This window comes from Sulfidibacter corallicola (assembly GCF_017498545.1).
GTDB lineage: Bacteria > Acidobacteriota > Holophagae > Acanthopleuribacterales > Acanthopleuribacteraceae > Sulfidibacter > Sulfidibacter corallicola.
The window spans coordinates 7,999,977-8,024,419 of sequence record NZ_CP071793.1 but is presented as its reverse complement, the minus strand read 5'-3'; the positions used below and the strand labels follow the sequence as shown (position 1 = coordinate 8,024,419).

The window sequence follows — 24,443 nt, the reverse complement described above, 5'->3', positions numbered from 1 at the left end:
GTTCGAGCGCGACCACCCAGTGCCCGCTCAGGCCGGTGGCTAGTGTGCCGGTGTGTCGGTGGCTAGTGTGCCGGTGGCCGGTGTGCCGGACCATCGGCATTCCGACCACTGGGTTTCAAGTGGGTAACTAATTGAAGCGAATCGCCAGGGAGTTCCCGCATTTATGAGAGGGGCGTCGTGTCCTGTAGGTTGGCCCGCTGGGCCGACATTTTTTGACGCATGCCCCGAACAACCCCTTGTTTAGGTTTTTAACCTTATCTTCGAATTTTACAGAGTTGATCACATAAGAAAACACACAGCCATAACCGAGCGTCCACATCCTCCCGACAAGGAATCGCCCATGAGCCAGACCAAAGCCCCCGCCGAACTCTCGGACAAGAAGCAACGCCTGCTGGCCGCGCTTCAGCGCAAGAAGCGCAAGGCGGATCCGCCGCAAGAACGGGGACCGCAGCCGCGGACGCAAGCAGGCCCGGTTCCGCTCTCGATCACCCAAGAGGGGCTTTGGTTCCAGTGTCGCGAGCGGCGCGGCCCGGCGCTCTACCACATTCCGCTCCTGTTTCGATTGGCTTCGGATTTCGACATCGATTGCTTCGCACGCGCCCTGCGCGATTTAGTGGCCCGACACGAAGCCCTGCGCACCCGAATCGAAGAGCACGAGGGCAAGCCGGTTCAGGTGGTGGTTCCCACCGAGGCGATCGACACCCGGCCACTGGATCTCGGCACGCTGGAACCCTCGGCCGAGCGGGCCGCTCTTGCCGAATCCTGCACCCGACCCTTCGACCTGGCCCGAGCGCCCCTGTGGCGCTGCGTCACGGCAACACGGGCGGACGGTTCCCGCGTTCTGGCGCTGGTGCTGCACCACCTCATCGCCGACGGCTGGTCGGTTCAAATCCTGCTCCGCGAGTGCCGGGACCGGTACGAAGCCCATCGCACCGGCCGGGCCGCCGATCTGGCGCCCCTGCCAATCCAATTCGCGGACTTCGCGCTCTGGGAGCGCCAATGGCTGGGTGAGCCCGCGGCGCAACGACACCTTGCCTGGTGGAAAACCCAACTGGCGGACGCGGTCCCGTTCGAGCTCACCGGCGACCGGCCGCGCCCGGCCGAGCTCGGCCACCGTGGTCAAAGTCTCCATTTCCAGCTCGACGCGGGCACGACCGAGGCCTTGAAGCTGCTCTGCCGTCGCGAGGGCGCCACCCTGTTCGCGGGCCTGCTTTCGGTCTTCCAGATCCTGTTGGCGCGCTTCACGGGCCGCACCGACGGCTGCCTGGGCACCACCGTCGCCAATCGCGACCGACCCGAGAGCCAGGGCTTGCTCGGCTGTTTTGCCAACCTGCTGGTGCTGCAGGCGGACCTTTCCGGGAACCCGACATTTGCGGAACTCCTGCGTCGCACGCGCGACCGGACCCTCGACGCCTGGACCCACCAGCAGGTGCCCTTCGTCCACCTGATCGAGCAGTTGCGGCCCCAGCGAGACCCCTCGCGGACGCCGTTTTTTCAAATCAATTTCGTGCTCCAAAACGCCGACGAGGGCACGGCCCCACGTGGCACTCGCGGTACCGCGCCAGCCGCCGACGACGCCCCCATGGCGCCGATGGCCTCGGAGGAAACGGAGGCGGTGGCGCTCTACGATCTGTCGCTCCATCTGCGCGACACCGGACGCGGGTGCCAGGGCACCTTCGTGTTCAATACCGCGCTGTACGAGGCGGCCACGATCGAGCGTCTGGCCCAGCTCTACACCCTTCTCGCCACCCAGGCCGCAGCCCAGCCGGAACGACGCCTGCGCGACTTCGAACTCGAAACCCAAGCCATGCGACAAGCTGCACGCCGGCGAGCGGCGGTACACCGGCACTACGAAGTGGACGCGCCGTTGCACCACCGCTTCGCGGCCATGGCGGCAGCGACGCCGAATGCGCCGGCCGTGACCGATCTGGACGAGGCCGGCAGCGCCACGACCCTTTCCTACAGGGAGCTCGACCGCCGGTCGACCCTGCTGGCACGAGAGCTGATCGCGCGCGGGGTGGTGCCGGGCGACCTGGTCGGAATCTGCCTACCGCGGTGCCTGGACGTTCCAATCGCCTTCCTCGCCGTGCTGAAATGCGGCGCCGGCTACGTCCCACTCGAACCGGACACGCCGGCCGAGCGAGCCGCCTTCATCCTCGCCGATTCGGGGGTGCGTCTGCTGGTCACCGAAAGTACTATGATAGACCGATTGGCCACGCCGGAGGTGGAAACCCTCTGCCTGGATCGCCATCGGTTCGAGGAACCCCATGACGCAGGCGCTCCGTCGCTCCCGGCGGTTCATCTGGACCAGCGCGCCTACGTCATTTACACTTCCGGCACGACCGGGACGCCCAAGGGTGTCCAGGTCACCCACCGCAACGTGCTGCGCCTGTTCCGCGGCTGCGGGGAGCTGTTCGATTTCGGGCCCGACGACACCTGGACCCTGTTCCATTCGTTCGCCTTCGACTTCTCGGTTTGGGAACTCTGGGGACCGCTGCTCTCGGGCGGCCGTTGCCTGATCGTGCCCTACGCACTGAGCCGCTCGCCCGAGGATTTCCGTTGCCTGCTGGAAGAGGAGCGGGTGACGGTGCTCAGCCAGACGCCTTCGGCCTTCAAGTCCCTGATCGAAGCCGATCGCCGCACCGGCGCCGCGCGCCTGGCCCTGCGCTACGTGGTGTTCGGCGGCGAGGCGCTGCACGTCGGCGCGCTGAAACCCTGGATCGAGCGATACGGCTTCCACGGCCCCGAGCTCGTCAACATGTACGGCATCACGGAAACCACCGTGCACGTGACCTTCCACCGCGTCGGGCCGGTGGATCTGGAGCGCGAGGCCAGCGTGATCGGTCAGGCCTTGCCGGATCTGCAACTGTACCTGCTGGACGGGCACCTGAACCCGGTGCCGGACGGGGCGGCGGGCGAGCTGTTCGTGGCCGGCGCGGGTTTGGCGCGCGGGTACCTGGGTCGGGCGGGCCTCACGGCGGATCGGTTCGTACCCGATCCCTTCTCTTCGGCCGGCGGCGACCGCCTCTACCGCACCGGCGACCTGGCCCGCTTCCGCAACGACGGCAGCCTCGAATATTTGGGGCGCATCGATCGCCAGGTCAAGATCCGCGGATTCCGCATCGAGCTGGGCGAGATCGAGGCCGCCTTGCGGGCTCATCCGGCCGTGCGCGATGCCGCGGTCGCCACGCGCCGGGACGGCTCGGGCCACCAGCTTCTGGTCGCCGTGTTGGAGGCCGAGTCCGGCACTCTGGACCCGGTTCAGGTGCGCGCCGACCTGGCCGAGACACTGCCGGCCTACATGGTCCCCGCCCGATTCGGCGTGCTGGACGCGCTGCCCCTGACCGCCAACGGCAAGATCGACTACCGCGTGCTGGCGGATATCCCACTGGACGGCGTTCCACGACCGGCAAACAGGACCGCCCCGCGCAATGCGAACGAAGCGCGGTTGGTGGCCCTGTTCGAGCGAATCCTGGACGTGCGCCCGGTGGGCATCCACGAAAACTACTTCGCCTTGGGTGGCGATTCGCTGCGCGCCGTGCAACTGGCCTTCGAGGCGACCAAAGCGGGCATGGCGGTCAGCGTGCGCGACCTGTTCGCCCACCCGACCGTGGCGGGCCTGGCCACGGCGATCGCCGAGAGACCGCGCGAGATCGCCACGGCGCCGGACCTGACGGATGCGCCCAGCTCAGAGGAGATCGCCCACCGTTGGGGCCCGGCCTTCGTGGACGCCTACCCCCAGTCGGCCATGCAGCGCACCATGCTGCACCACTACGCCGATCGACCCAACCCATGGGGCAGCTACCACACGCAGCAGTGTTTCACTTTCAGCGACCCGGCGTTCCGGCCCGAACTGTTGGTGTCGGTTCTCACGCACCTGATCGCGAAGCACCCCACCCTTCGAACGGTCTTCGCGGGTGATGGAGAGGCCGCTCCGCTGCAACTCGTGCGGCGTCCGTTCTCGCCGGAGCTGCCGGTCACCTCCCTCGCCCACCTGGACGCCGCGGACCAGGAAACGCGTATCGACGAATTTTTGGCGGCGGACCGGGGCGACCTGTTCGATGTGCGGCAGATCGCGTCACCGTTGGTTCGGTTCCGGCTGTTCGATCACGGCGCGGATCGATGGTCGTTGTTCATGGCCATGCCCCACGCGCTCGAAGACGGCTGGGGCAACGTGGCCCTGCTGAACGACATGATCGACTTGTACCGCAAGGTCAAAGGTGGCGCGGTGTTGGCGGATCCGGTCCCCTGCCCCAGTTACCGAGAGTTCATCGCGCTGGAGCGGGAGATCGCGGCTTCGGAAGAGAGCGCCGCGTTTTGGCGCACCCACACGGCGGGGTTCGCGCCCGCCGCACTACCCGCGCCGTCGCAGCGCGATTCGAACGAGGTGGTGCCTTGGCTGGACCACGCCACCGATGGGGATTTGGGACCGCGCCTTCAGCGGCGCGCGCGCGGGTTGGGTGTCTCGCTGCGGGCTCTGTGCCTGTCGGCGTGGCTGCCGCTGGTGGCCCGCATCGCTGGGGAAGACCGGGTGTCGGTGGGCCTGGTGGCCAACGGGCGCTCCGAGCGCCTGAGCAACCCCCTGACCGCCTTTGGTTTGTTCTGGAACTTGGTTCCGTTTTGCCTGGATCTGGCGCAGGCGTCGGCGGCCGAACGCGCGAATCGGGTCGAGCGAACCATCGTCGAGATGGAGCCGCACGTCCGCTTCCCGGTGACCGCGGCCAGCCAGGCGCCGCCGTACTTTTCCACGTTCAACTTCGTGCACTTTCACAACCAGCGCCAGACGGAGGAGGGCGCGGCCGTCGACGCACGCGACGACTTCCGCTTGTTGGCGGTGCGCCAGTTCGATCGCTTCCACCACCCGCTGTGCCTGTTGGTGGCGGTGAACCCCGGCAACGGCCGGGTGACGCTGACGGCCCACTACGATCCGCAGCGCTTCACGGCTGCGCAGGTGGCGAAGTTGCTGGCGGATTACGAGCGAGGCCTGGCGCGGCTTGGTTGAGGTAACTTGGGCCGTGAGAGATCCGGTCACTCCGAACCGGGGATCGCTTTTTTTTACCATCGAGTCGCCGCCCAGGCCGTGGGCCGGTATGCCGGTGGTCCGGCACACCGGCCACTGGGTTTCAAGTGGGTAACTAGTCGAGCCGAATTGGTCGGGAGTTACCGCATTCACCAGAGGGGCGTCGTGCCCGGTTGGTTGGCCCGCTGGGCCGACACTTCGAAGCGATCCGCGCTCCGCAAGATCGAATGGTAAAAGAGCGAAGCGGATAAGCCGGACCTCAAAATCTCTCGATGTCCGATTTCGATTAATGCTAGGTTGCTTCGATTGGTTGAGTAGGTCCGGTAAGGCAAGCTGCTATACCGTCCCTACCATACCGGCCCTGCCATACCGGCCCTGCCATACCGGCCCTGCCCGCCGCACATTTATTAGGTTGGAACTCCTCGCATGGATTACTTCGATAAGTTCAGCCGGCGGGCTTACCGCCCCTGATGAACCTACCGGGCACGACAAATCTCTCGGCATTCGGGTATTCCGAGCAAGTTTGTTTCATAAGAGCCGCAAACCAGCGGGCATACCCAGCTCGATTTCGAGAAAGAAACAGACCACCTGGTTTCTCACGAAGAGCCATGGGTCGTTCATCCGAAAAATTAAGCAGGAACCCAGGAACATCGGAAACCAGGAAAGGATCCGCATTCGGTGTCACATCATGGTCCTGCTTTTCCTGGTTTCCGATGTTCCTGCATTCCTGATCGAGATTTGACGAGGGCAAGACCCAGCTCAGGTTGAATAAACCACTTCGTTTCAAGAGAGAGACAATGCGATTAAATTCAATCACAGGTTTCAGCAAGCCACTAGCGAGACGCCAGCCCGAAAGGCTGGCGTCTTCCTGCGAACGTATTTCGTGATTTTCTTAAATGTTCGGATGGGAGCATATTTCCGAGTAACAACACCGCGAGATGAGGTATTCTCTTCGGGTCAACATCAATGTTTGCAGGTTGCTATCTCTCATGGACCCTATGACTCCATTCCCATACCAACTCGAATTGATCGCCTTTCCCGATTCCGACTTCGCCTACGCGATTGACGAACTCCTCAATCTTCTCAATACTTTCCCTGAGATCCTCGAACGGCTCGAAGCTGACCTCGACCGCCATGCACTGGTCTTGAAACAAGCGCGCCTCAATCACCGTCGCGCTTGCGCTGGAACCCCTCATCTTCCCGGCCTCGACGATCCCGATCCCCTCGAGGCCATGACACCCAGCGAACTGAAGTTGGGCATCGGACGGCGCCGCATGTCTGCTCAAGACGTCTTGTTCTGCTTGATCTGCCGTTATTTTCTCGATGGCGTCAAATCTGTTTCGGCCCGAGGTTTCTTTGCCGAATCCCGCACCGTTGCGCGCTATTTCTCGCAGCAGGGGCGTCCCTGTCCAGCGGGATCGACCATCACACATAACGTCAATCTTGTCAGCCAGGCCACGTTGGATCTGGTTTTGGACCGGATCATCACGACCATTCGATCTCGGAACCTCGATGACTTCGCCGAGGTCACCCTCGATAGTACTGCCGTTCGGGGCAACACGGCCTGGCCAGCCGATTCCGAGCTGATCGCCCAGATCGCCCGAAGCCTTCACAGAGGCCTCTGCCAGCCGATCCTGGAGGACGTCGCGACTTCGATGGCATCACGAATCGACGTCTGGTGCGAAGACATCGAAGCAGCCCGTCGATCGATTGGCTTGGCTTCGGGCAAGGGCGCGAAGGCGGTTCGCCAACACCACTACGGGCTCATGATCGATGCAGCCGAGTATCTGTCCCAAGAGATGGGCGGGATCCTTGACCACCTTGCCACCTGGGAGCACGGCCACCGGCCTGGCAGCCGGGGCTATCAGCGTTGGATGGAATGGCAAGCGCGGATGACCAAAGATGTGTCCCAGCTCGATTCGTTGATTCACACGACGTGTCGTCGGGTGATCGAGCAAGAAAAAGTCGGGACTGCCGAACGGGTTCTCAGTGTGGCCGATCCGTCGATTGCGTGGATCGAGAAAGGGGGACGCGAGCCCGAAGTCGGTTACCGAGTCCAGATCGCCAAAAGTGCCCGCCAATTCGTGGTGGCGGTCTCGGTGCCCGAGGGTAACCCAATGGATGCCAGTATGTTCCAGCAGACGTGCCGAAAAGCATTCGAACGGATAGGGACCACGCCCGCGACCTGTAGCGCAGACGACGGATATGCTTCCAAGGCGAACCAGCAGTGGCTGGCGCGGCAAGGGGTGCAAACGAAGTCGTTCAGTGGTGCCAAGGGAAAGAAGATCGCAGGAGAGGAAGCGTGGGAAAGCAAACCCTATCGCGAAGCGCGGCGAATGCGATCTTCGGTGGAAGGGTTAATCGGCCAATTGAAAGCGCTGTTTGGATTCGGGCGGGTATGGCGGAGAGGGTTGGAAGCGGTGAAGGCGGAGCTGACAGGCAAAGCGATCGTCTACAACCTCTACCGGTTACAGCAACTGGTTCAGACCTGTTAACGAAGCCAAAACGATGAACCAACCGAGAACACAGGAAGCGGTGGCCTTCGGCTGCTCAAAATTGAAGCGAACGATGGAAAATCGTACAGAACCCCCCTAAAGACCAGAGAGGGGTTGAAAATAAACCTCCAATGCAGGAAATCACGCGAAATTCAGGTTTAACTCGGGCATGTGCCATAAGACGCGCCCCCTTTCGGGCGCGCGTCTAGCGAGCGAACGGCCGGGAATCGTGAGCGACCGACGACCCTGCCGTGGCCTAAATATCGGCAAATTTGCGATACATTCGAGTCGCCACCCAAATGGTCGCGAGACCAAACAGCCAGCCATAGATCCAAAAGCCGAGATGGAAATAGTAATCAGTGATTTCGATTGCGTTCGATTCGGCCCTGAGTTCGAATAACCAAAATTCATCGCTCAGAGCGACAACCGGAACGGTCAAGGCAACAAAAACGGCCAAACCCACGAAGCCGATGGGCTTGGAAAGCTTGACCGCCCAATGACGACATGCCAAGTGAACACCATGAAAAACGCCGGCTACGCCCAACAACGCAAAGGCGAAACTGGGTGTATAGCCTGAAAAAAGCCACCAGATCGTCATCTTGGCCGACCACCCCATGCCCGAGGCACGCGTGGCCTCGCCCACCGGAAGCACCAACACGATCGTGGAATATAATGCGAACATCACGAGAATGAACGCCAAGAACACCAAGTATTTGCAGAGAAATACGCGGATTTTGGGAACAGGCAGGGACATCAGAAGATATTGATGATGGGTCTGCCAATCCCGACTCAACGAATGCGAAAACAACCAGGGCAACACCGCCACGGCCACGTAAAGGGGAACAGCCATCATCATCGCTGTGGCGGCCATCGTTCCCGACTTGATCAAGCCAACGAACCCGAACGCCGCCATGGCTGCGAAAAACGAGAAAAAGATACGGCGATAACGCCGCCATTCCTTTTTGAAGAAGGGAATCCAGGTATGCATCAAATCATCTCGTCGTACAATTCGGTCAGGGACAACCCACGCTCCGAACGAATTTTTTCAGCCTGCTCGTGAAGCAAGAGGCGACCGCCTCCCAACAGGATGACCTCGTCGGCGAGATGCTCGATTTCCTTGATCAAATGGGTCGAAACGACGAGCGTCTGACCTTCGCCAGGAAACTCATCGAACAACGTATCCAAAATGATCTTTCGAGATTCGCGGTCAATACCCTTGAAAGGATCGTCCAAAAGCACCAATTTACTCGGCCTCGCAAACACGATCACCAATTTCAACCGCGCTTTCTCGCCTTCGGATAACTCGGCAATGGACCGTTCCCGTTCCAGCCCCAGTAAGCTCAACAATGACTGACACTTTTCTTCTCGCCAACCGGGAAAAAAAGGAGCCAGAAAAGCCAGTAGTTCGTCGATCGTCATTTCAGGAGCAAAGGGGTCCACATCCGGGCACCAGGCAACCGTTTGCTTCGTGGCCACGGTCATCGGCCGGCGATCCAGAAAAACCGCCCCGCTGGTTGGTTCGGTGACGCCCGCCAACAGCCGCAACAACGTACTTTTGCCACTACCGTTCTGGCCGAGCACCAAACAAAAAGATCCGGTGGGAATCGATAAGGTCACGTCTTCCAGGATCTGACGCTTGCCGTAGCATTTACCCAGGCTCCGGGTTTCAATCATGGCAAGATTCCTCTCTGGTCTGCGTCGTGGGATCTTTTATCTTGGCGATCAGGGTCTCCAAGATGGCCTCGATTTGAGGTTCTTCAAGCCCCAACATGCCGATTTCATCCAAGAACCTGTCGACCGCCATGGCGATGAAGCGCTCTCGTTCATCTTCGATGCGCGTGGCGTCCTTGGTAATGAACGAGCCGGTGCCGCGCTGCGTGAGGGTAAAACCCTCGCGCTCGAGTTCCATGTAGGCTCGGGCCATGGTATTGGGGTTGACTTTCATGTTGCGCGCCATCTCCCGCACCGAAGGTAGGGGGTCGCCCGGGCCGAAATCGCCGCGGACAGCCCGCCTCTTGATCGCTTCGATGATTTGCAAGTAGATGGGCCGATGGTTGTCGAATGTTTCGTGCACGATGCGCTTAGCCCTCGACTTTGAGTTTCGGGTTCCCCATAGTGTGACATAACTTCAGCGGTCACGGCGCGATTCAAGAACCCACACCACCTTTCAGTGGTGGTCCAGGTGGCCCCAGGGCCACCGTCGGTTCGTGCCGCAACGGGAAATGGGTGCGGTAGGTTACACAACGCCAGAGCCACTCGAGCGGACCCATTCGAAAACGTTTCAGCCATGCGACGCTCGAACCGGCCAGAACCAGAAAGACGGCCAAGGCCAACAGGAACTGCATCAAGCGGCTCATTTGGCCGTAGAGCCCGAAACCATACCAGGCGGCCAAAGTGCCCAATACCAGCGACTGTCCCAGATAGTTGCTAAGTGCCGTCCGCCCGACAGCGGCCAGGACGCGCCTGATTTTGGGCAGCTTATCGGTGTGAGAGAAAAGCAAAAAAGAACCGGTCAATCCGGCGACGATCGCATAGGCAGCGAGATCGTGAAGCATGGGAGCCAAACCAACCGGTACCGCCACGCCCGTGAACCCCAATCCTCTCAGAGCGGTGGCGCATACGGCCATCGTCAATCCGATGCCGAAGCCCCATATGGCCGCCATGCGCCAGTATGGTTTGCGGTGGATTTGCAGATAACCCCATTTTGCCAAACCGGCCGCCAACAGGAACAATCCCCAGGTGCGCCACAAAAAATAGAACAGGGTCTTGCCGAGAAACGACAGAAAAGTTGCTGTTCGCGCCATGAGCGTCAACGCATAGGGACCCTGCCCATAGGCAATGGTCTCCAACGGAACGGACGCCTTGTTTCCGAGGAACAGTGCTTGGAACGCCGCACCATCCCATGAGATCGTCCCTGGCGATCGACCCGTGGCCAGCATCGTGTGGACCTTGGCACTCGCTTCTCGTTGCCAAAGTAACGGATCGCTCCATTCGGATGGCCCCACAAGAGCCGAGGAATAGATGAATTGAGCGGAGAACACCAAAGCCATCAACCCTGCAGTGCCGGAGAGATAGAATTTCGGTGAAAGCCGACGCATCAGGAAGAGCGTCAAGACCGTCAGAACCATCAACTTGAAGGTAAAGGACACCACGAATGTGGGACCGACCAAACCTTGGTAGAGGACCAAGGTCGTGAGAAGCATGCCGAGGCCGACCTGCATCATTTTTGGTGCGGACCATTTGCGGCAGCAGAGCAGCAACCCTCCGGAAAGGGCGTAAATAATGAGCACATCCGCGGCATAGAGTAACAATCCATGGAAGACCCCAAGGATGGCCAAAAAACCTAAACGTCTCAAATAAAACGACCTGAAGTTCGAATCCGTTCCTCGAGAGCGCTCGTGTTGAACGGAGAACCCAAGCCCGAACAAGAAGGCGAACAGGGTAAAAAACTTGGTATCGAATAGAGTATGGGTCACTGCCCAGGTCGCCCAAATGCCGCGTTCGCCAGGAACCAGACCGATGGGTAGACCGGCAAGAGGCATAGGTTGAAAAATTTGTTGAACGTTGACGACGGCGATGCCGAGTAGCGCGATGCCGCGCAAGAGATCCAGGCCCTCAATTCTGGCCCGCTTACCTACGGGTGTGAACCGCTGCATGAAGAAGCCTCCCGGGAAGGTGAGTCAATTTAACCACTGTACTATTTAACTAGTACAGCGATCATAAAGTTTATCCCTCTTGAACGACGTTCGCCTTTCTTCGTCAAACCCGAGAGATCGAAGGCTTTTTGAGGGCCCCCCATCCAAGCCCGGTCTCGCATGGTGGGTTCATGGAGAAGCCAGGAACGAAGGAACCCATGAAAATGGGCCGTTATTCGGGTCTGAAAAAATTTTTCTACCTATCGTGTTGGTATTTGTTTGTGGCCCTCGCTCTTGAATATTGAGGCCGATCCCGAGGTCGGAAGAACCCCACTCAAACCCAACCTCGCCCCCACACGGCGGAATGACGTAAAGCTGACCTCCAAAAAAAGAAAAGTCAGCAGAACGGTGCGGCTGTCGGGCCGAGGCATGGCCATCGCGTGCCGCTTCCGTTCGGGTCACCCCATTCACGAGAAATCCAGAATCTCGAACCGGCATCGTTCGGGACAGAGGATCCCTGTGCGTCCCAGATCGGGGCCGAACCAACCATCAGCGTTTCCAAAATTCAAAAAAGAGTTCATCCCACCATACTCAAACCCATTCAAAAAAGGAGCTCATCATGAGAAGCCCTCGATCCCATCAGGCAAGGATGGCACCCATTCTTTCGACAAAACGATTGTGGCGCCTTTCGCTATTATTCGTTGTTTCATCAACTGTTTTGGCCATGGCCGCCTGGAATCCGAGTCACTTGGACGTCTTGGAAGAATCTGGGCCAAGCATCGAATCTCGCGAAGAAACTGCCCCTGTCGACCACTTTTGGAGTCTTCAAAAACAGCGTGAAATCGCGGCACTAAAGACCGAATTCCTAGACCAACCAAACCTTGATGAGCTGGCAAAGAACCAGGTCACCAAGATCGCGCCCGGGGTTCGCCTCGAGGGAGATACTCTCGTCGTCGACGGGTCGAAAGCCCCGCACTTCATTTCCAGCATCGATACCCTGAACGGGTTTCTCATGAACTATCGCTCCTTCGAAGCGGACGAATTGGGCAATCTTGCACCCCAGTTCCTTTCCAGGGCCGGCTTTGACGACAACCCGCAACAACTGGAACTACAAGACTACCTTTCCGGCTTTCCGACTTATCAAGAGTATGTCGTGCCTCGCCTGGAACAATTCCTCGTCAAGGTACGCAGCCGTTCCCAAGACGATCTACCCAAGGATCCGGATGCCCGCGCAGCATATCGCGAGGCGTTCCTTCAAGGTTGGCATGCCTATCGGGAAGAGGTAGAAAGAGAATGGATGGAAGGATTTCGGGCCCACCTTCCCTCGGGAACCGAATCGCGACTCCTTCGGTATTTCACCCAGAACATCGCGACCGGTATCTCGACTCATCTCAACAAAGCCGGGTTTAGATACGCGTTTCAGGGGCATCGCTTTCACAAATGCGAGTGGCGAACCACCGGTTCTTTTGAGTATTACGAACTCGGAGTCTATTCGGCGGGATGGGTGCGGAACAACCCCGAAGCCACGGTTTTTGACACAAAAATGGATGTCGCGATCGCCCTCGGGATCACGATCCAAAGTGCCAGTGGCATTCGGATTCCCACCCTCGTTTCCTATCAAAATCACGACTTCTACGCAGTGACGAACGTCAGTGAGACGCTAAACCAGAATGCCGGCCCTGACTGGGACGGTTGGGCCACATCCGCGAGTAACGGACAGGTGAAAGAAATTAAAAGATCCGAGTTGTTGGCCTGTACCCAAGTTCATGTGGCACCGGCTGGTGTGGGCGCGGTCCTGAATATCTGCCCAACGGGAACGGCCGCCAGCAGCCGAAATTTCAGTACCGATGTGAAACAACAGCTCTGCAGTAGAGCTATGGACACCGATCACGACACGATCCCCGACAATCGCGACAATTGCCCGAATACACCCAACACCGACCAACTCGACAGCGACGGAGATGGCTATGGCGACGTCTGTGACAATTGCCCTTTACAATCCAATCCGGAACAGGCCGACAACGATATGGACGGCGTCGGCAATGTCTGCGATGCCAATCCGAACGGCGAGACGGACACCGGTGGCGGTGGCGGTGGCAGTGGCGGTGGCGGCTGTTGCTTAACCGATCCCCACGACGATAGACCGAACGATGGCGGCACCGGTGGCGGCAGCCAGAATTGCAATAGAACCGGCGGCTGTGTTCCGCCCATGATCTGCACTTACGACGGACACTGTGTCCTGCCCGTCACGGGCGGAGGCCCCGGCTGTTGTGCACGCTGGGGGATCATCCACACTATTCCGGTCTGCCTGGAATGGGAGTCGTGCAAGACCGAACACCATCCCGCGAATGCCTCATTGTTCGGAACCTTGGATCTCGGTCATATGGGAACGCTCGTCTACGATTACGATGAAAACGGTTTCGCTTCCGAATCATTCGAGTTCCTGACGAGCTGGACGATCGGCAAAACGCTGTACCCGGTAGATCCCGATTTCGTACTGCGGGAGTTGGACCGGCCCGAGAACTGGGGTGATGGCGACGGGATGCTGACCCCGAGCGATTGGGCCTGGTACCGCCTCTACCTTTGGGTGGATCACAATGGCGATGGCCTCAGCGAAAAGAGCGAGTGGCTTTCCCTCGACGAGGCGGGCTTCTCGGAATTTCCGATTTCCACGGAATGATCGCGAGAACGCCTTCCTGATTGGAATCACCACGCCTATCTTCAACCCGTTCCTGGCGGTTCTTCCCCGCCCCTGAATACCGAGGGGGTAGAGGGAAGACCGCCCCAGGCAACGGGATCGAAATTCACGCGAGGTGCGTCCCAATCCTGACAAACACAACCAGATCGCGACGATCCCAATCTCCTTTTCCTGGTTTCCACCCTTCCGGGCTTCCTGATCTTATTTCCCGGGCCGACGCCATGCCCCGACCACCACCATCCATGGTAGGTTTATGAATCTCGCCATGGAGAACAGACGGTGACACCCCGCGACCACAACCCCTTCGCACCGCCCGAAAGCGAACTCGGCGAATCCCCGACCCGACTTCGTGACCGCAGCTCGCTGGACCGCCTGCGCGATCTGATCCTGGCCATCGAATTGTTCCTGGGCGCCATCCCCGTCTTGGCCATGGTTCAGTTACCGGATCCCTTGAACGCGGTTCTCTTCGTAAGTTCCGGAATATTTTGGTGTCTGTTTTTCATTCCCGTGGTCATTCGTTCGGCCAAGTTGGGCTGGTCCGCGGTCTTCGCCCTGCCGGCCGGCCTGTTCCTATTCCTGTTGACCGGCAGGACCTTCGCCCACGGTATCGAGAGCCTGACACCCCTGCAGGGGGTTTGGGCTTGCCTGGCGATCGTCGCCCTTGTCGTTTGGCTGCGAAGCCTGATCCTCCGGCGGAGCGCCAGGCACCCTTCGGATTGACCGACTTTGCGCTCCCCCTTCGCCAAATCGTTGTCCCGGAAACGCCGGGAAACAGCCTCGACACGGGATCGCGCGTTTTGGGAGGCTTCTCGAGACCCAGGGGACAGGACCGTTTTTGGAAAAATCCGAACGTGGATTAAAACAGCCACAAGAAAATTCAAACCACGTGTTAAATCATCAAAAATTGCTTGATCTTGTCAAATCGAGGGCATGGATATTTTAAGCACACCTGGTAAGCACAGACTCCTTTGTCGAAATATGGGTGATAATTGGTAACCAGGGTTCGGTTTTCGAAAACCCCATGAGCCATTTGGCTAGTATCTGCCGCCTGGTGGTGGCAATGGCCGCAAGATCGCGATAAAAACAGAACACAATGCACAATTACAAATATGCAAATGTCACAAATTTGAACAGGGCGCATAAAATATCACAATTCAAGAAAGGCGAAAATTAGGTGCTTGACTGCCCCAAAGACCCCTGGTTAGAATCGCCGACGTATGAGTTTTCTTTAGAATATGGTTTCACTTCGTTTATTGCTGGCCGCCGTGCATCCCCTATCCGGTTGTTCGGTGTTTTCACGGTCGTTATAGAAATGCACCGAATCGATCCCCACGGGACAGGGTCGGTGGTCTCGAACACGCAAAAGGCTTCCCCCTTGGTATGGGACCACGCACCGGCCTCGGCTCACCCGGGACATGGGATTGGGATCGAACCTCCTCGAATCTGAATTGGCACTCTTTTCGGCCCTTTCGGTTCTTCATTCCACAATCCGCGCGCCCTCTTCGCGAAAAGATGCGGGATCTTTTTGGGAAGGAGCCTTCACGATCACGGTTCTGAATTTTTTTGAAACCTCTAAAACCGAACGGTCCAACTGGAGATGCGCAACCGGCGCTTTCCCCGTTTGGCGCGGTTCGCAAGAGGGAGGATCGCAATGACAGCTTTGACGCATCGCGTCCGCGACATCCTGTGGCAGGGGCCAGGCGCTCATGCGAGCGTGGTGACCTTCACGACCGAGGAATCCTTCTCCAAGCCCTCGTCGATGACCGCAGTGGTTCGTACTTCGGATTGCCTCAGCCCCTATGGATTGGTGGGCGCGACGGCCGGCGTGACGATCGCCGCCGGCGAGAACCTGACCGAGACCCGCCCCTTTCGAGGGATCGTGGCCAAAGCGCGCCAATTGCGCACGGGGCACGCGCACATTGAAGAAGCTTCGGAGAAGAGTTACCTGTACGAATTCGAATTGCGCGCGCCCATTTGGGTCCTGACCCACACCCAACGCTCGCGGGTCTACCAGAAAATGACGGTTCAAGCCATCGTCAGCGCCGTACTCGGCGAAGCGGGCATTTCCTTTTCGTGGCGCGCCGCTTCCGGAACCGAACGAGAGTACTGCGTGCAGTACGAAGAAAGTGACCTGAACTTCGTGACCCGACTGCTCGAAGCCGAGGGCATGTACTATTTTCAGGATCACGTGGCCGATGCGGTCGTGATCGCCGACAGCATGGGCGCCCACAAACCCTGCCGTCCCACCGCCGAGGCCCTGTACGACGAAGTGGATCAGATCAAGGAGAAGGACGACGAAGTGGTTCAGTCGGCCGAGTTCGCGGTCTCGATGGGCACCGGTGCGGTCATGACCCACGACTACAATCACGAAACCTCTCGATTGAATTTGGCGGGCCAGAACAAGGTCCACCTGCCAGGCGGCGTCGGCGAAGTGTACGACCACAACACGCTTCACACCACCGGCGATCTGGGTCAAAGCCTGGCCAAACGCCGGACCGAGGCGATCGCGGCCAATCTCACCGAACTGACCGGCACCGCCAACTGCCGCTCGTTCGCCGTCGGTTCGATTTTCCACATGCGCGGCCATTACCTGGAAGAGCTCAACGATTCCTGGCTGATCAGCGGCCTCGCCGTCACGGTGGAGCAGGGGCATTTCCACTGCACCTACCGCGCGGTGACCACCCAGCGCGTGTACCGCCCCAAGCTCGAGACACCGGAGCCGCGCGTGTTCGGGTTGCAGACGGCGGTGGTGACGGGACCCCCCGGCAGCAAGGTCTACCTGGATCAGTTGGGTCGCTGCAAACTGCAGTTCCACTGGGACCGGGAAGGCGAGATGAACGACCGGTCGTCCATGTGGGTTCGCGTCTCCAACAACTACGCGGGCAAGGACTACGGCATTCAGTTCATTCCTCGCGTGGGGCACGAGGTGCTGGTGGAATACCTCAAGGGCAATCCCGACCATCCGATCGTGGTGGGCCGCGTCTACAACGACAACATGACGGCGCCCCTGGGCCCCACGGAAAAGTACCAAAACGCCATCAAAACCATCAAAGACCACCACATCATCATGGACGACAGCGACGGCAAGGAGCTGATGGACATCCGCTCCCAAAAGGACCTGAAGCTGGAAGTGGTCAACGATTCGAATGCGACCATCGGTCACGACAAAACGACCCGCACCGGCAACAACCAACTGCTCCAGGTGGGCGTCGGCTATACGATCACGGTGGGCGCCAACCAGGCGATCGCCACCGGCGGCGCCTATATGCGCACCACCGCCCTCACCGAACAGGTGGCGGTCGGACAGCACCGAGCCGAAAGCGTGGGCGGCCATCGGACCATCACGGTCAAGGGCGACAACGTGCACACGGTGACCGACGGCAACTACGTGGTCAAGGTCCCCAAGGGCGGTGTCCTGGTCGAGTCGCCGAAAGTGGTGGTCAAGTGCGGCAGCAGCAAGTTGATCATGACGCGCAGCAGCGTCAAGGTCGTGGCGGGCGGCATCGCCCTGAACTGATCGCCGGCACCGGCACCAGCGCCTTCACGGGCCGCCGCGGCACGGTGTGCCTCGGCGGTTTCGACCTATTCGACGGGTGACATATGTGGCGAATCAAAAACCATACGGCGTTTGCCAGCGATCGCGCGGTGCTGACCGACGCGCGCGGCCACCAGATCTGGGTGGTGGCCGCCAAGGGCACCTACGATCTGGCGGAATCCGGCGAAGTGACCCTGGCCGCCGAGCAGGAACCGGTCACCCTGTCCCCCCAATACTACGGCGAGCCGGGCCGCTCCAGCCTGTTGCGCGACACGGAGTTGGTGGCGACCCATCCGGGTACGGACGTCACCCTGAACGCGGTGGCCCAGGCGCCCGGCGAAGCGCCGATCGCCAGCATGACGGTATCGGTTCGCGTGGGTCGGCTGCGTCGCGAACTGCAGGTCTTCGGCGACCGGACCTGGATCCGCGAGGACGATCGCCTGGAAATCTCGGATCCCACCCCGTTCCGCCAGATGCCGATCGTCTGGGAACGCGCCTATGGGGGAACCGAGATCGAGGACGGTCAGGTGGCGCAGGTCGCCGAGAACCCCATCGGCCAGGGTTTCAGCACGGATCCCGATACCTTGGCGGAATCCCCGGTGCCCAACATCGAAGATCCCGCCAAGCCGATCGTGGCGGGCGAAGAACCGCCGCCTCCGGTGGGTTTGGGCGCGATCGCCCCCGATTGGGCCCCGCGCCGAGATTACGGCGGGACCTTCGACCAGGACTGGCAGCGTTCGCGCGCGCCCTTGTGGCCCGCCGACTTCGACGAGCGCCACTTCGTGACGGCACCGCTCGGATTGCACAGCGCCAGGCCGTTGCGCGGCGGCGAGCCGGTCCACCTGGAGGGCCTGACCCCGCACTCCCCCTGGACGTTTCGGTTGCCCCGGGTTCACGTGATCTTCGAAACCGTGAATGCCGGTCGCAAAATCCGCCAAAAAACCAAGTTGGAGCGCGTCATCATCGAGCCCGACCGGCGCAAGCTGGTCATGGTCTGGTGCGGCCGTATGGATTGCGGCGCCCACGCGCGGAACGTCAGCCATACACTTATATATACCAAGGAATCGATACGATGAAGGGCCATAGGTACGGTGCGGCACCACACCTCCTCGCCGGGCACCGATCCGACGGGCGCCCGAGCGGGCGTCGAGCCGACATTCCCGGAGGGCGCAAATGACCAGCGAACGGAAAACGACAGCGGCCGCGCATGACGACGTGGTCGTGGTGGGCGTGGGGGCTCGAACGGCCATTGGGCTGGACATGCGCATGACGGCCGATTCGGTCGCGGCGGGATTGAAACGGTTTCGCGAGGTTTCCTATTTGCGGGACCGTACGGACGGGCACCCGATCGTCATGAGTCTGCTGACCAGTTTGTCCGAAGACACTTTCGCCGTGGCCCGCATGGAACAACTCGCCCGGAGTGCGGCGCGCGAAGCCCTGGCCCCGCTCGGGGACGCGGTCCGTGCGGATGGGCAGATGGCCATTCCGGTCCTGCTCTCGGTGCCGCCCAAACGTCCCGGTTTCTCCGACGCGGACATGACGGCTCTGGCGAAATCCGTCATGCAGGGCTTGGGAATCCACCTGGATCGCGGTCGGTGCGGCCTGCAAGGAACCGGCGCGGAAGCCGCCATCGGTGCCCTGGCCCAAGCCGCCCAACTGCTTCGCGATTCGAAGGTGCCGGCGGTGTTGGTGGGCGGGGTCGAATCCTACAAGGACATCGACACGCTGCAATGGATCGACGGCACCGAACGCCTCAAACGGCCAGGTAGGCCGAACGGCATCACCCCCGGCGAAGGCGCCGGCTTTCTGCTCCTGTGCCGAGCGGACCTGGCCCGCGAACGGGGCTGGCAACCCCTGGCACGGCTTCTGGCCGTGGGTCACGGTAGCGAACCCCATCCCTGGTATTCGGGCCAGGCCCATATGGCGGAGGGCCTGACCCAAGCCGTTCAGGCGGCATTCGCCGAACCGGAAACGGAGAACCTGGCCGTGACCAGCGTGTGGTCCGATTTGAACGGCGAAGCCTGGCGCGCCGAGGAGTGGAGCTACACCTACCTGCGCTCGGTGACCCACCACCCCGAACCCATGAACCTTCTCCACCCCGCCGATTGCTGGGGCGACCTGGGTGCCGCATCCGGTGCCACGCTCGCCGCGCTGGCGGCCTACCAACTCCACCACGATCCCCATCCCGCGGCATCCAGCCTGGTTTGGTGCGCCTCGGCCCAGAGCCCCTACCGGGCGGCCTGCGTCCTGGGTAAATGGGTGGAGGATGCCGCCGCCTGATTACACCCGCCCAATTTTTCGAACGTGGGATTCCTCTCCCCGGATCCCCTTCCCTTCCCTTCCCTTCCCTTCCCTTCCAGGAGTTTTCACCATGATACCTACCGTCAACGTCAACGATTTGAGCATCGTTCACAAAAAGAGCGACGGGGTGGCGACCAACTCGGCACCGGACGTCTGTTGGACGCCCGGTCCCAATCCCAAAATCCCGATCCCCTACCCCAACTTCGCCTACTCCAAGGACCTGGTCAACGGGAGCCGCACGGTCAGCGCCGACGGCGCCTCGATCGCGCTCAAACGTTCCGAGTTCTGCACCAGCACGGGCGACGAGGGCGGCACCGCCGGCGGCGGCATCATCTCCGGTGTCATCAAGGGCAAGGCCAAGTTCGTCAACTACAGCATGGACGTCAAGATCGAAGGCAACAACGTGGCGCGGCTCAGCGACATGATGACCATGAACGGCAACGCGCCCAATACCGCCGGCCCCGAATTGCAGGGTTTGAAGAACGTGGTCGGCGAGGACGCCGCCGACATCCTGTGCCGTGCCTTCTGCTGGTGCGACAACGGCGGTGACGGTGGCGATTTCGCCAAGACCCGCCCGGTCATGATGCCCTTACGCGCCTGATTCCGGCCGACCGGTCAAAGAGCGGTACCCTTCCCCAAAGGTCACTCCGATGGGGTATCGAAAGGAACAGACATGACTTCAGACAAGGAAAAATGCTTTCAGGAAGCGCTCGAAAAATACAACGAAGTTGCCGAACAAAGTGGTTCACGCGATCCCATCGATGCCAATTTCCAGGAAGGGTGGGTCCAGGATATCGACGGAACCTGGAGCCCGACCGGCAACGAAACCTGGTGGAGCATGGTCAACAGCGTCCGCAAGACTTGGGACATCATCGCCGGTAACCGGCCCCCCCGTCCGCCGGGAAGCGACTACCCCATCCAGATTCGGCGTCCGGACGTCACCATCCGTAGCGGGTCCCGAACGGTGGTTGTCGACACCAAATTCACCCGTGCGAACGGTACCGTGGACGACTGGGGAACCCGGCCCGGCGCAGGCAACGGCAACCTGCAACAAGAAGATTACAACGACATCAACAGCCAGATGAATCCCGATGGAGATGCGCCGGAAGACGTAAAGCTCGATCCGGAGACCTGCCGATGTGACGGCAAAGGGGATCCGGTCGAAGTTCCGGTCATGGTGCCGAATCCCATGATGGATCCGACCGGACAACTCTTTTTCATGCCATTCCCCGCCCCAGGCGCCCTGGGGGTGCCGTCTTTCGCACCACCCATGATCCCGGTCTTCCCCTGATCACGGATGGGGTGCCGGAAGGGCCGAGCATCGATCGATGAGACGAAAACGAAGGAAGTTCGCGACATGAGTGTTCCAAATTGGCAAGATTTCGAAGTGAACTCGGAAGCGGGGCACCTGGTGCAGCCCTGTCTGACGTTCGAGCTGTACCTTTGGGAAACCGCGGCCGGGCCCTTGATGGACTTTTACCAAAAGGGTTTGGAGCTGCTGGACGGTCACGTGGCCTTCTACAACAAGGGCAAACGCCCTGCGGCATTCAAGGGGCGGGCGACTTCGACGGTGCCCACCTGGCTGGAAAATCCCAAGGCCAACCAGGACTTTTACTTTCAGTTGACCAGTGAAAAAGAGGGGGCTTCGGCGGCGACCCTGACCCTGCGCGTCAAGCGCCGCGAGGAAGGTGCCATGCCCGAGGCGCAACGCACCCAGCGAGCGGCCACCTGGAACATGCTCTATGGAAAACAAGGCGCGCGCATCACGCCCCCCCTGTCCTGGGTGAAAATCACCCTCCCGGTGGATCACTCCCTTGCCGAAGGCGACGCGTTCGCCGCTTGGATCCGCGATCTCGAGGTGGTTCGCGCGCTGCCCTTTCTCACGGGCTTCGCCGGCTTCGCCCTGAACGCCTACCATTGGGCGGGATCGGGCCCCTTGCAATCCGAAGTCTGGCACAAGGTGAGCGCCTTTTGCTTGCGCCATCCCGGATTCGACATTCCGGTTTCCGGAACCGAACGGTTGCTGCGTTTCGATCCGGCGTTCATGGACCAACACCAGTTCTTCACGCCCCTGGTCAAGCGCGCCAACTGGCTCAATCTGCTGGGGCCGCTGCAACTGGCCGCCTTGGGGGGACGGGATTCAGTTCAATCGGCCCTGACCGATGCGCCGAAGGTGACCTGTCACCCGCTCGATACGGGCATGATCCTCCAGGCGGGTCCCGCGCCGGCCATCGGCGATGTGAGTCGTCGCGACTTCCTGCCCGCCTACCGCGCGGTGGCCCGCGTGCTTCGTCCCATACGCGTCGATTCGTTCGGTGGCGCCGGAAAGGCCTTCGGCGTCGAAGCCCAGGACGAGTGGCTGAACGGTTTCGACCGGGATTATGACTGAGGTTTCCATGGCTGTTTCTCCAGACGCGCCCCATCCCCGCCTGGATCTCGAGATTCGCAACGCCGCTTCCCAGCAGTTGGCCATCGCCCTGGTCGCGGATGAAACACACCTTTTCGAGGAAAATGTGCGCGGCGAGCCCGCGGACCCCGACGCGGTCATGCCCGATCCGGTCGAGGTCTTCGCGCGATGTGCCAATCGGGGTATGTTCGGGGCGAGCGGGAATGCCCACGAGACATCGGTGCTGGTGGATCGCAAGACGTTCGAGCCCGAACACCACCGGCAAACCTGGGCAATGACGACAACCCACCTGAATCCGGATGCCTTTACGATCCTGATCCATTTGCTTCAGGCGCGTCTCCCGAGAGCGCTCATCATCCGCACCATTGGGACGAGCATTCCCCCGGAGACGCCGCTCCGAGCGCCCGATAACCGCGATTACCCCCGATTGCCAAAAAATCCGGGTTTCGAAGGCGAGATCGAGGAACCGGATCACAGCGGGCGCGACCGTGGGGTGGAAATCGTGTTCGCCGCCCATCCCGAGCCGGATTTCGTCGAGACCCTGTTCGAGGACCTGCGCCATTGGACCCACCTGTTCCTTCTGGGCGGGTTTCCACGGGTCGGCGCGCATCCGCGACAGGCCGGTGGCTTCCCCGACCATCCGATTCAGCCCGATGCCTGGTCGGTGGGGATCGAGTGCCCGATCTTCGCCAGCCACGATGCGGCCCTGTGGGCATTGGTCCACTACGCCCATCGGCTTCATCGGCAGGGCCACGAAGTCGCACGGGTACTCGTGTACTAGGTGACCGACGATGCACTCGGCCACCTTCCGTGTCGGCAGCGGCGATCGCCGATAGCCGGTATCGGCCGTACCACCCCATCTCGATGACATGCATGCCAGGAGCCCTTTTCCATGTCCGATCCGAATACCTACACCGCCGCGGAACGCGCTTTCGCCCACGACCTCTACGCCGAGCATCTCGAAGAGGCGGCCTTCCTGTATCACCAGCGCCAGGTGTCGCTGAACGACCCCGGCCATTCGTGGCGGGACCCCCGCGACATCGAAATTCGCCTGATGGCCCACCTCCGGGCGCTCCTGCCGGGTGCGACGCTCATCGACGATGTGTTGACGGCCGCCTTCCAGCAGGGCGAACCCGGCGAGGTGTTCGCGGCCGTCGCCGTCTGGTGCGGCCTGGACGATCACGCCCGCCTGAAAGAAGTGATGGCCGCCGCCATGGACGACGAATCGCGGCAGGCCGCGGTGGAAGCGCTCTGTCGCTTCATGCCGCGTTCCGCAACGGGTTGGCTGGAACACACCGTGAAAGGACGCGACGGCACACAGGTGGCCGCGGCCGCACAGATCATCGGATTTCGTCGCGCTTCTTGCGCGGTACCCCTTTCGGCGGATGCCTCGCCAAACCAGGAGGTGGCGCCGCTTTGGAAGGCCTGGGCCCTGGGCCGCCTGGGTCGAAAAGAGGCCTGTCCGGCGCTCAGGGCGCATTTGGCGGCGTGTGGCGAGCCCGCGGGTTCCGCCCTGCTGGCGCTCAGCCTGTTGCGGTTGGGCGACGCCGCGGTGCTGACCTGGTGCCGAAACCGCATCGGCACGGAACCCTGGCCGGCCCTGGCCCTGGGTCTGGCCGGTGACGCCTCGGACGGCACCCTGCTTCGACGCATCGCGTTCGCCCAACGCGTCGATCCCGATTCGGTCTTGGCGCTGGGTCTGCTCGGCGATCCGGTCGCGATTCCCCAGATGCTGGATCTGCTGGACGCCACGAGCAGCGACCCGGTGGCCGAAGCGGCTTCGCTCGCGCTCTATTTAATCGCTGGTGCACCCTTGTTCGAAGATGTCGGGGTGCCGGAACCGTTCGACGAGGACGAACTTTTCGATGACGAGCGGGCCAAACTGCACCAAGGCGGCGAAGTCGAGGGCCTGGCCCGCCACAGGAGCAGTTTTCGAAGAATTTCCCAGGACGGCAACCTGTGGCGCGCCTGGTGGCGGGAACACGAGGATTCGTTCACCGCGGGGCGCCGGTACCGGTGCGGCGCGCTCTTGCAACCCCGCGACCTGGTGGCCAATCTGGCGAACGAGATTTTGCCCAAACAGCTCCGAGCGCTGTTCTACGAAGAACTGGTCATTCGTTACGGCGCCGAAATCCCGTTCGAAACCACCATGTACGTCGACGATCAATGCACGGCGATCGAAGCGCTGCGGCAATGGGGCGAAGCGAAGATCAAAGACTTCGAACCGGGTGCCTGGTATCGCCATGGCAATCAGGTGGCCTGCGACCAAACATGACGGACCGAGCCGGCGATTTGCCTCTTCGCCAAGGCATGAGCCAGGATTCAGAAAAAACCGAAAAAAGCCAGTTTTCG

Annotated in this window: 16 protein-coding genes; 12 read left to right on the top strand and 4 right to left on the bottom strand. The window is 60.9% G+C overall.

The genetic code is table 11. From position 1 onward, the window contains the following. Positions 1-340: 340 nt before the first annotated feature. Together J3U87_RS24670 and J3U87_RS24665 are read left to right on the top strand one after the other, a co-directional pair. Complete coding sequence (locus tag J3U87_RS24670) at positions 341-5,002, top strand: non-ribosomal peptide synthetase (protein WP_237378449.1); 4,662 nt, start codon at positions 341-343, stop codon at positions 5,000-5,002. Between the two features lie 1,016 nt (positions 5,003-6,018). Continuing rightward, positions 6,019-7,515 carry a transposase gene (locus J3U87_RS24665; RefSeq protein WP_237378448.1) on the top strand — a complete coding sequence of 499 codons (1,497 nt, stop codon included), beginning with the start codon at positions 6,019-6,021 and terminating at the stop codon, positions 7,513-7,515. Positions 7,516-7,771: 256 nt separating this feature from the next. Here the strand turns inward: J3U87_RS24665 and J3U87_RS24660 are convergent, their stop codons facing one another. From J3U87_RS24660 to J3U87_RS24645, 4 genes are all read right to left on the bottom strand, one after another. After that, positions 7,772-8,503 (bottom strand): hypothetical protein, encoded by a 732-nt coding sequence (locus J3U87_RS24660; protein ID WP_237378447.1) that lies wholly within the window; start codon positions 8,501-8,503, stop codon positions 7,772-7,774. After that, positions 8,503-9,189: an ATP-binding cassette domain-containing protein gene (locus tag J3U87_RS24655; protein WP_237378446.1), complete on the bottom strand. Its 687-nt coding sequence runs from the start codon at positions 9,187-9,189 to the stop codon at positions 8,503-8,505. The genes J3U87_RS24660 and J3U87_RS24655 overlap by 1 nt, the downstream gene beginning before the upstream one ends. Next, positions 9,182-9,589, bottom strand: a complete 408-nt coding sequence (locus J3U87_RS24650; RefSeq protein WP_237378445.1) for a GntR family transcriptional regulator — start codon at positions 9,587-9,589, stop codon at positions 9,182-9,184. The genes J3U87_RS24655 and J3U87_RS24650 overlap by 8 nt, the downstream gene beginning before the upstream one ends. 73 nt (positions 9,590-9,662) lie before the next feature. Further along, the gene (locus J3U87_RS24645) at positions 9,663-11,171 is read right to left on the bottom strand and encodes a DUF418 domain-containing protein (RefSeq protein WP_237378444.1); all 1,509 of its coding nucleotides are present in this window, start codon (positions 11,169-11,171) and stop codon (positions 9,663-9,665) included. 991 nt (positions 11,172-12,162) lie between these two features. Here J3U87_RS24645 and J3U87_RS24640 point away from each other — a divergent pair. From J3U87_RS24640 to J3U87_RS24595, 10 genes are all read left to right on the top strand, one after another. Continuing rightward, the gene (locus J3U87_RS24640) at positions 12,163-13,830 is read left to right on the top strand and encodes a thrombospondin type 3 repeat-containing protein (RefSeq protein WP_237378443.1); all 1,668 of its coding nucleotides are present in this window, start codon (positions 12,163-12,165) and stop codon (positions 13,828-13,830) included. 297 nt (positions 13,831-14,127) lie between these two features. Then, positions 14,128-14,568 (top strand): hypothetical protein, encoded by a 441-nt coding sequence (locus tag J3U87_RS24635; protein ID WP_237378442.1) that lies wholly within the window; start codon positions 14,128-14,130, stop codon positions 14,566-14,568. 931 nt (positions 14,569-15,499) lie between these two features. Then, entirely contained in the window at positions 15,500-17,365 is a 1,866-nt protein-coding gene (locus J3U87_RS24630) for a type VI secretion system Vgr family protein (protein ID WP_237378441.1), read from the top strand. Between the two features lie 83 nt (positions 17,366-17,448). Then, positions 17,449-18,459: a DUF2169 family type VI secretion system accessory protein gene (locus tag J3U87_RS24625; RefSeq protein ID WP_237378440.1), complete on the top strand. Its 1,011-nt coding sequence runs from the start codon at positions 17,449-17,451 to the stop codon at positions 18,457-18,459. A gap of 97 nt (positions 18,460-18,556) precedes the next feature. Further along, on the top strand, positions 18,557-19,663 hold the full coding sequence (locus tag J3U87_RS24620; RefSeq protein ID WP_237378439.1) for a hypothetical protein: 1,107 nt from the start codon (positions 18,557-18,559) through the stop codon (positions 19,661-19,663). Positions 19,664-19,754: 91 nt separating this feature from the next. Further along, the gene (locus J3U87_RS24615) at positions 19,755-20,285 is read left to right on the top strand and encodes a DUF4150 domain-containing protein (protein ID WP_237378438.1); all 531 of its coding nucleotides are present in this window, start codon (positions 19,755-19,757) and stop codon (positions 20,283-20,285) included. Positions 20,286-20,357: 72 nt separating this feature from the next. Next, on the top strand, positions 20,358-20,975 hold the full coding sequence (locus tag J3U87_RS24610; RefSeq protein ID WP_237378437.1) for a hypothetical protein: 618 nt from the start codon (positions 20,358-20,360) through the stop codon (positions 20,973-20,975). A gap of 66 nt (positions 20,976-21,041) precedes the next feature. Then, a complete protein-coding gene (locus tag J3U87_RS24605; protein ID WP_237378436.1) occupies positions 21,042-22,073 on the top strand; it encodes a type VI immunity family protein in 1,032 nt (343 codons plus the stop codon). A gap of 7 nt (positions 22,074-22,080) precedes the next feature. Continuing rightward, positions 22,081-22,872, top strand: coding sequence for a hypothetical protein (locus J3U87_RS24600; protein WP_237378435.1), 792 nt, complete (start codon positions 22,081-22,083; stop codon positions 22,870-22,872). Positions 22,873-22,983: 111 nt separating this feature from the next. Then, positions 22,984-24,366: a hypothetical protein gene (locus tag J3U87_RS24595; RefSeq protein ID WP_237378434.1), complete on the top strand. Its 1,383-nt coding sequence runs from the start codon at positions 22,984-22,986 to the stop codon at positions 24,364-24,366. Positions 24,367-24,443: the final 77 nt, after the last annotated feature.

What these genes read in the sequence shown, in the direction of transcription:
- J3U87_RS24600 (WP_237378435.1), top strand. Translation starts at nt 22,081, where the DNA reads ATGGCTGTTTCTCCAGACGCGCCCCATCCCCGCCTGGATCTCGAGATT.
- J3U87_RS24645 (WP_237378444.1), bottom strand. Translation starts at nt 11,171, where the DNA reads ATGCAGCGGTTCACACCCGTAGGTAAGCGGGCCAGAATTGAGGGCCTG.
- J3U87_RS24630 (WP_237378441.1), top strand. Translation starts at nt 15,500, where the DNA reads ATGACAGCTTTGACGCATCGCGTCCGCGACATCCTGTGGCAGGGGCCA.
- J3U87_RS24615 (WP_237378438.1), top strand. Translation starts at nt 19,755, where the DNA reads ATGATACCTACCGTCAACGTCAACGATTTGAGCATCGTTCACAAAAAG.
- J3U87_RS24610 (WP_237378437.1), top strand. Translation starts at nt 20,358, where the DNA reads ATGACTTCAGACAAGGAAAAATGCTTTCAGGAAGCGCTCGAAAAATAC.
- J3U87_RS24670 (WP_237378449.1), top strand. Translation starts at nt 341, where the DNA reads ATGAGCCAGACCAAAGCCCCCGCCGAACTCTCGGACAAGAAGCAACGC.
- J3U87_RS24665 (WP_237378448.1), top strand. Translation starts at nt 6,019, where the DNA reads ATGACTCCATTCCCATACCAACTCGAATTGATCGCCTTTCCCGATTCC.
- J3U87_RS24655 (WP_237378446.1), bottom strand. Translation starts at nt 9,189, where the DNA reads ATGATTGAAACCCGGAGCCTGGGTAAATGCTACGGCAAGCGTCAGATC.
- J3U87_RS24620 (WP_237378439.1), top strand. Translation starts at nt 18,557, where the DNA reads ATGACCAGCGAACGGAAAACGACAGCGGCCGCGCATGACGACGTGGTC.
- J3U87_RS24640 (WP_237378443.1), top strand. Translation starts at nt 12,163, where the DNA reads ATGAACTATCGCTCCTTCGAAGCGGACGAATTGGGCAATCTTGCACCC.
- J3U87_RS24605 (WP_237378436.1), top strand. Translation starts at nt 21,042, where the DNA reads ATGAGTGTTCCAAATTGGCAAGATTTCGAAGTGAACTCGGAAGCGGGG.
- J3U87_RS24660 (WP_237378447.1), bottom strand. Translation starts at nt 8,503, where the DNA reads ATGCATACCTGGATTCCCTTCTTCAAAAAGGAATGGCGGCGTTATCGC.
- J3U87_RS24625 (WP_237378440.1), top strand. Translation starts at nt 17,449, where the DNA reads ATGTGGCGAATCAAAAACCATACGGCGTTTGCCAGCGATCGCGCGGTG.
- J3U87_RS24595 (WP_237378434.1), top strand. Translation starts at nt 22,984, where the DNA reads ATGTCCGATCCGAATACCTACACCGCCGCGGAACGCGCTTTCGCCCAC.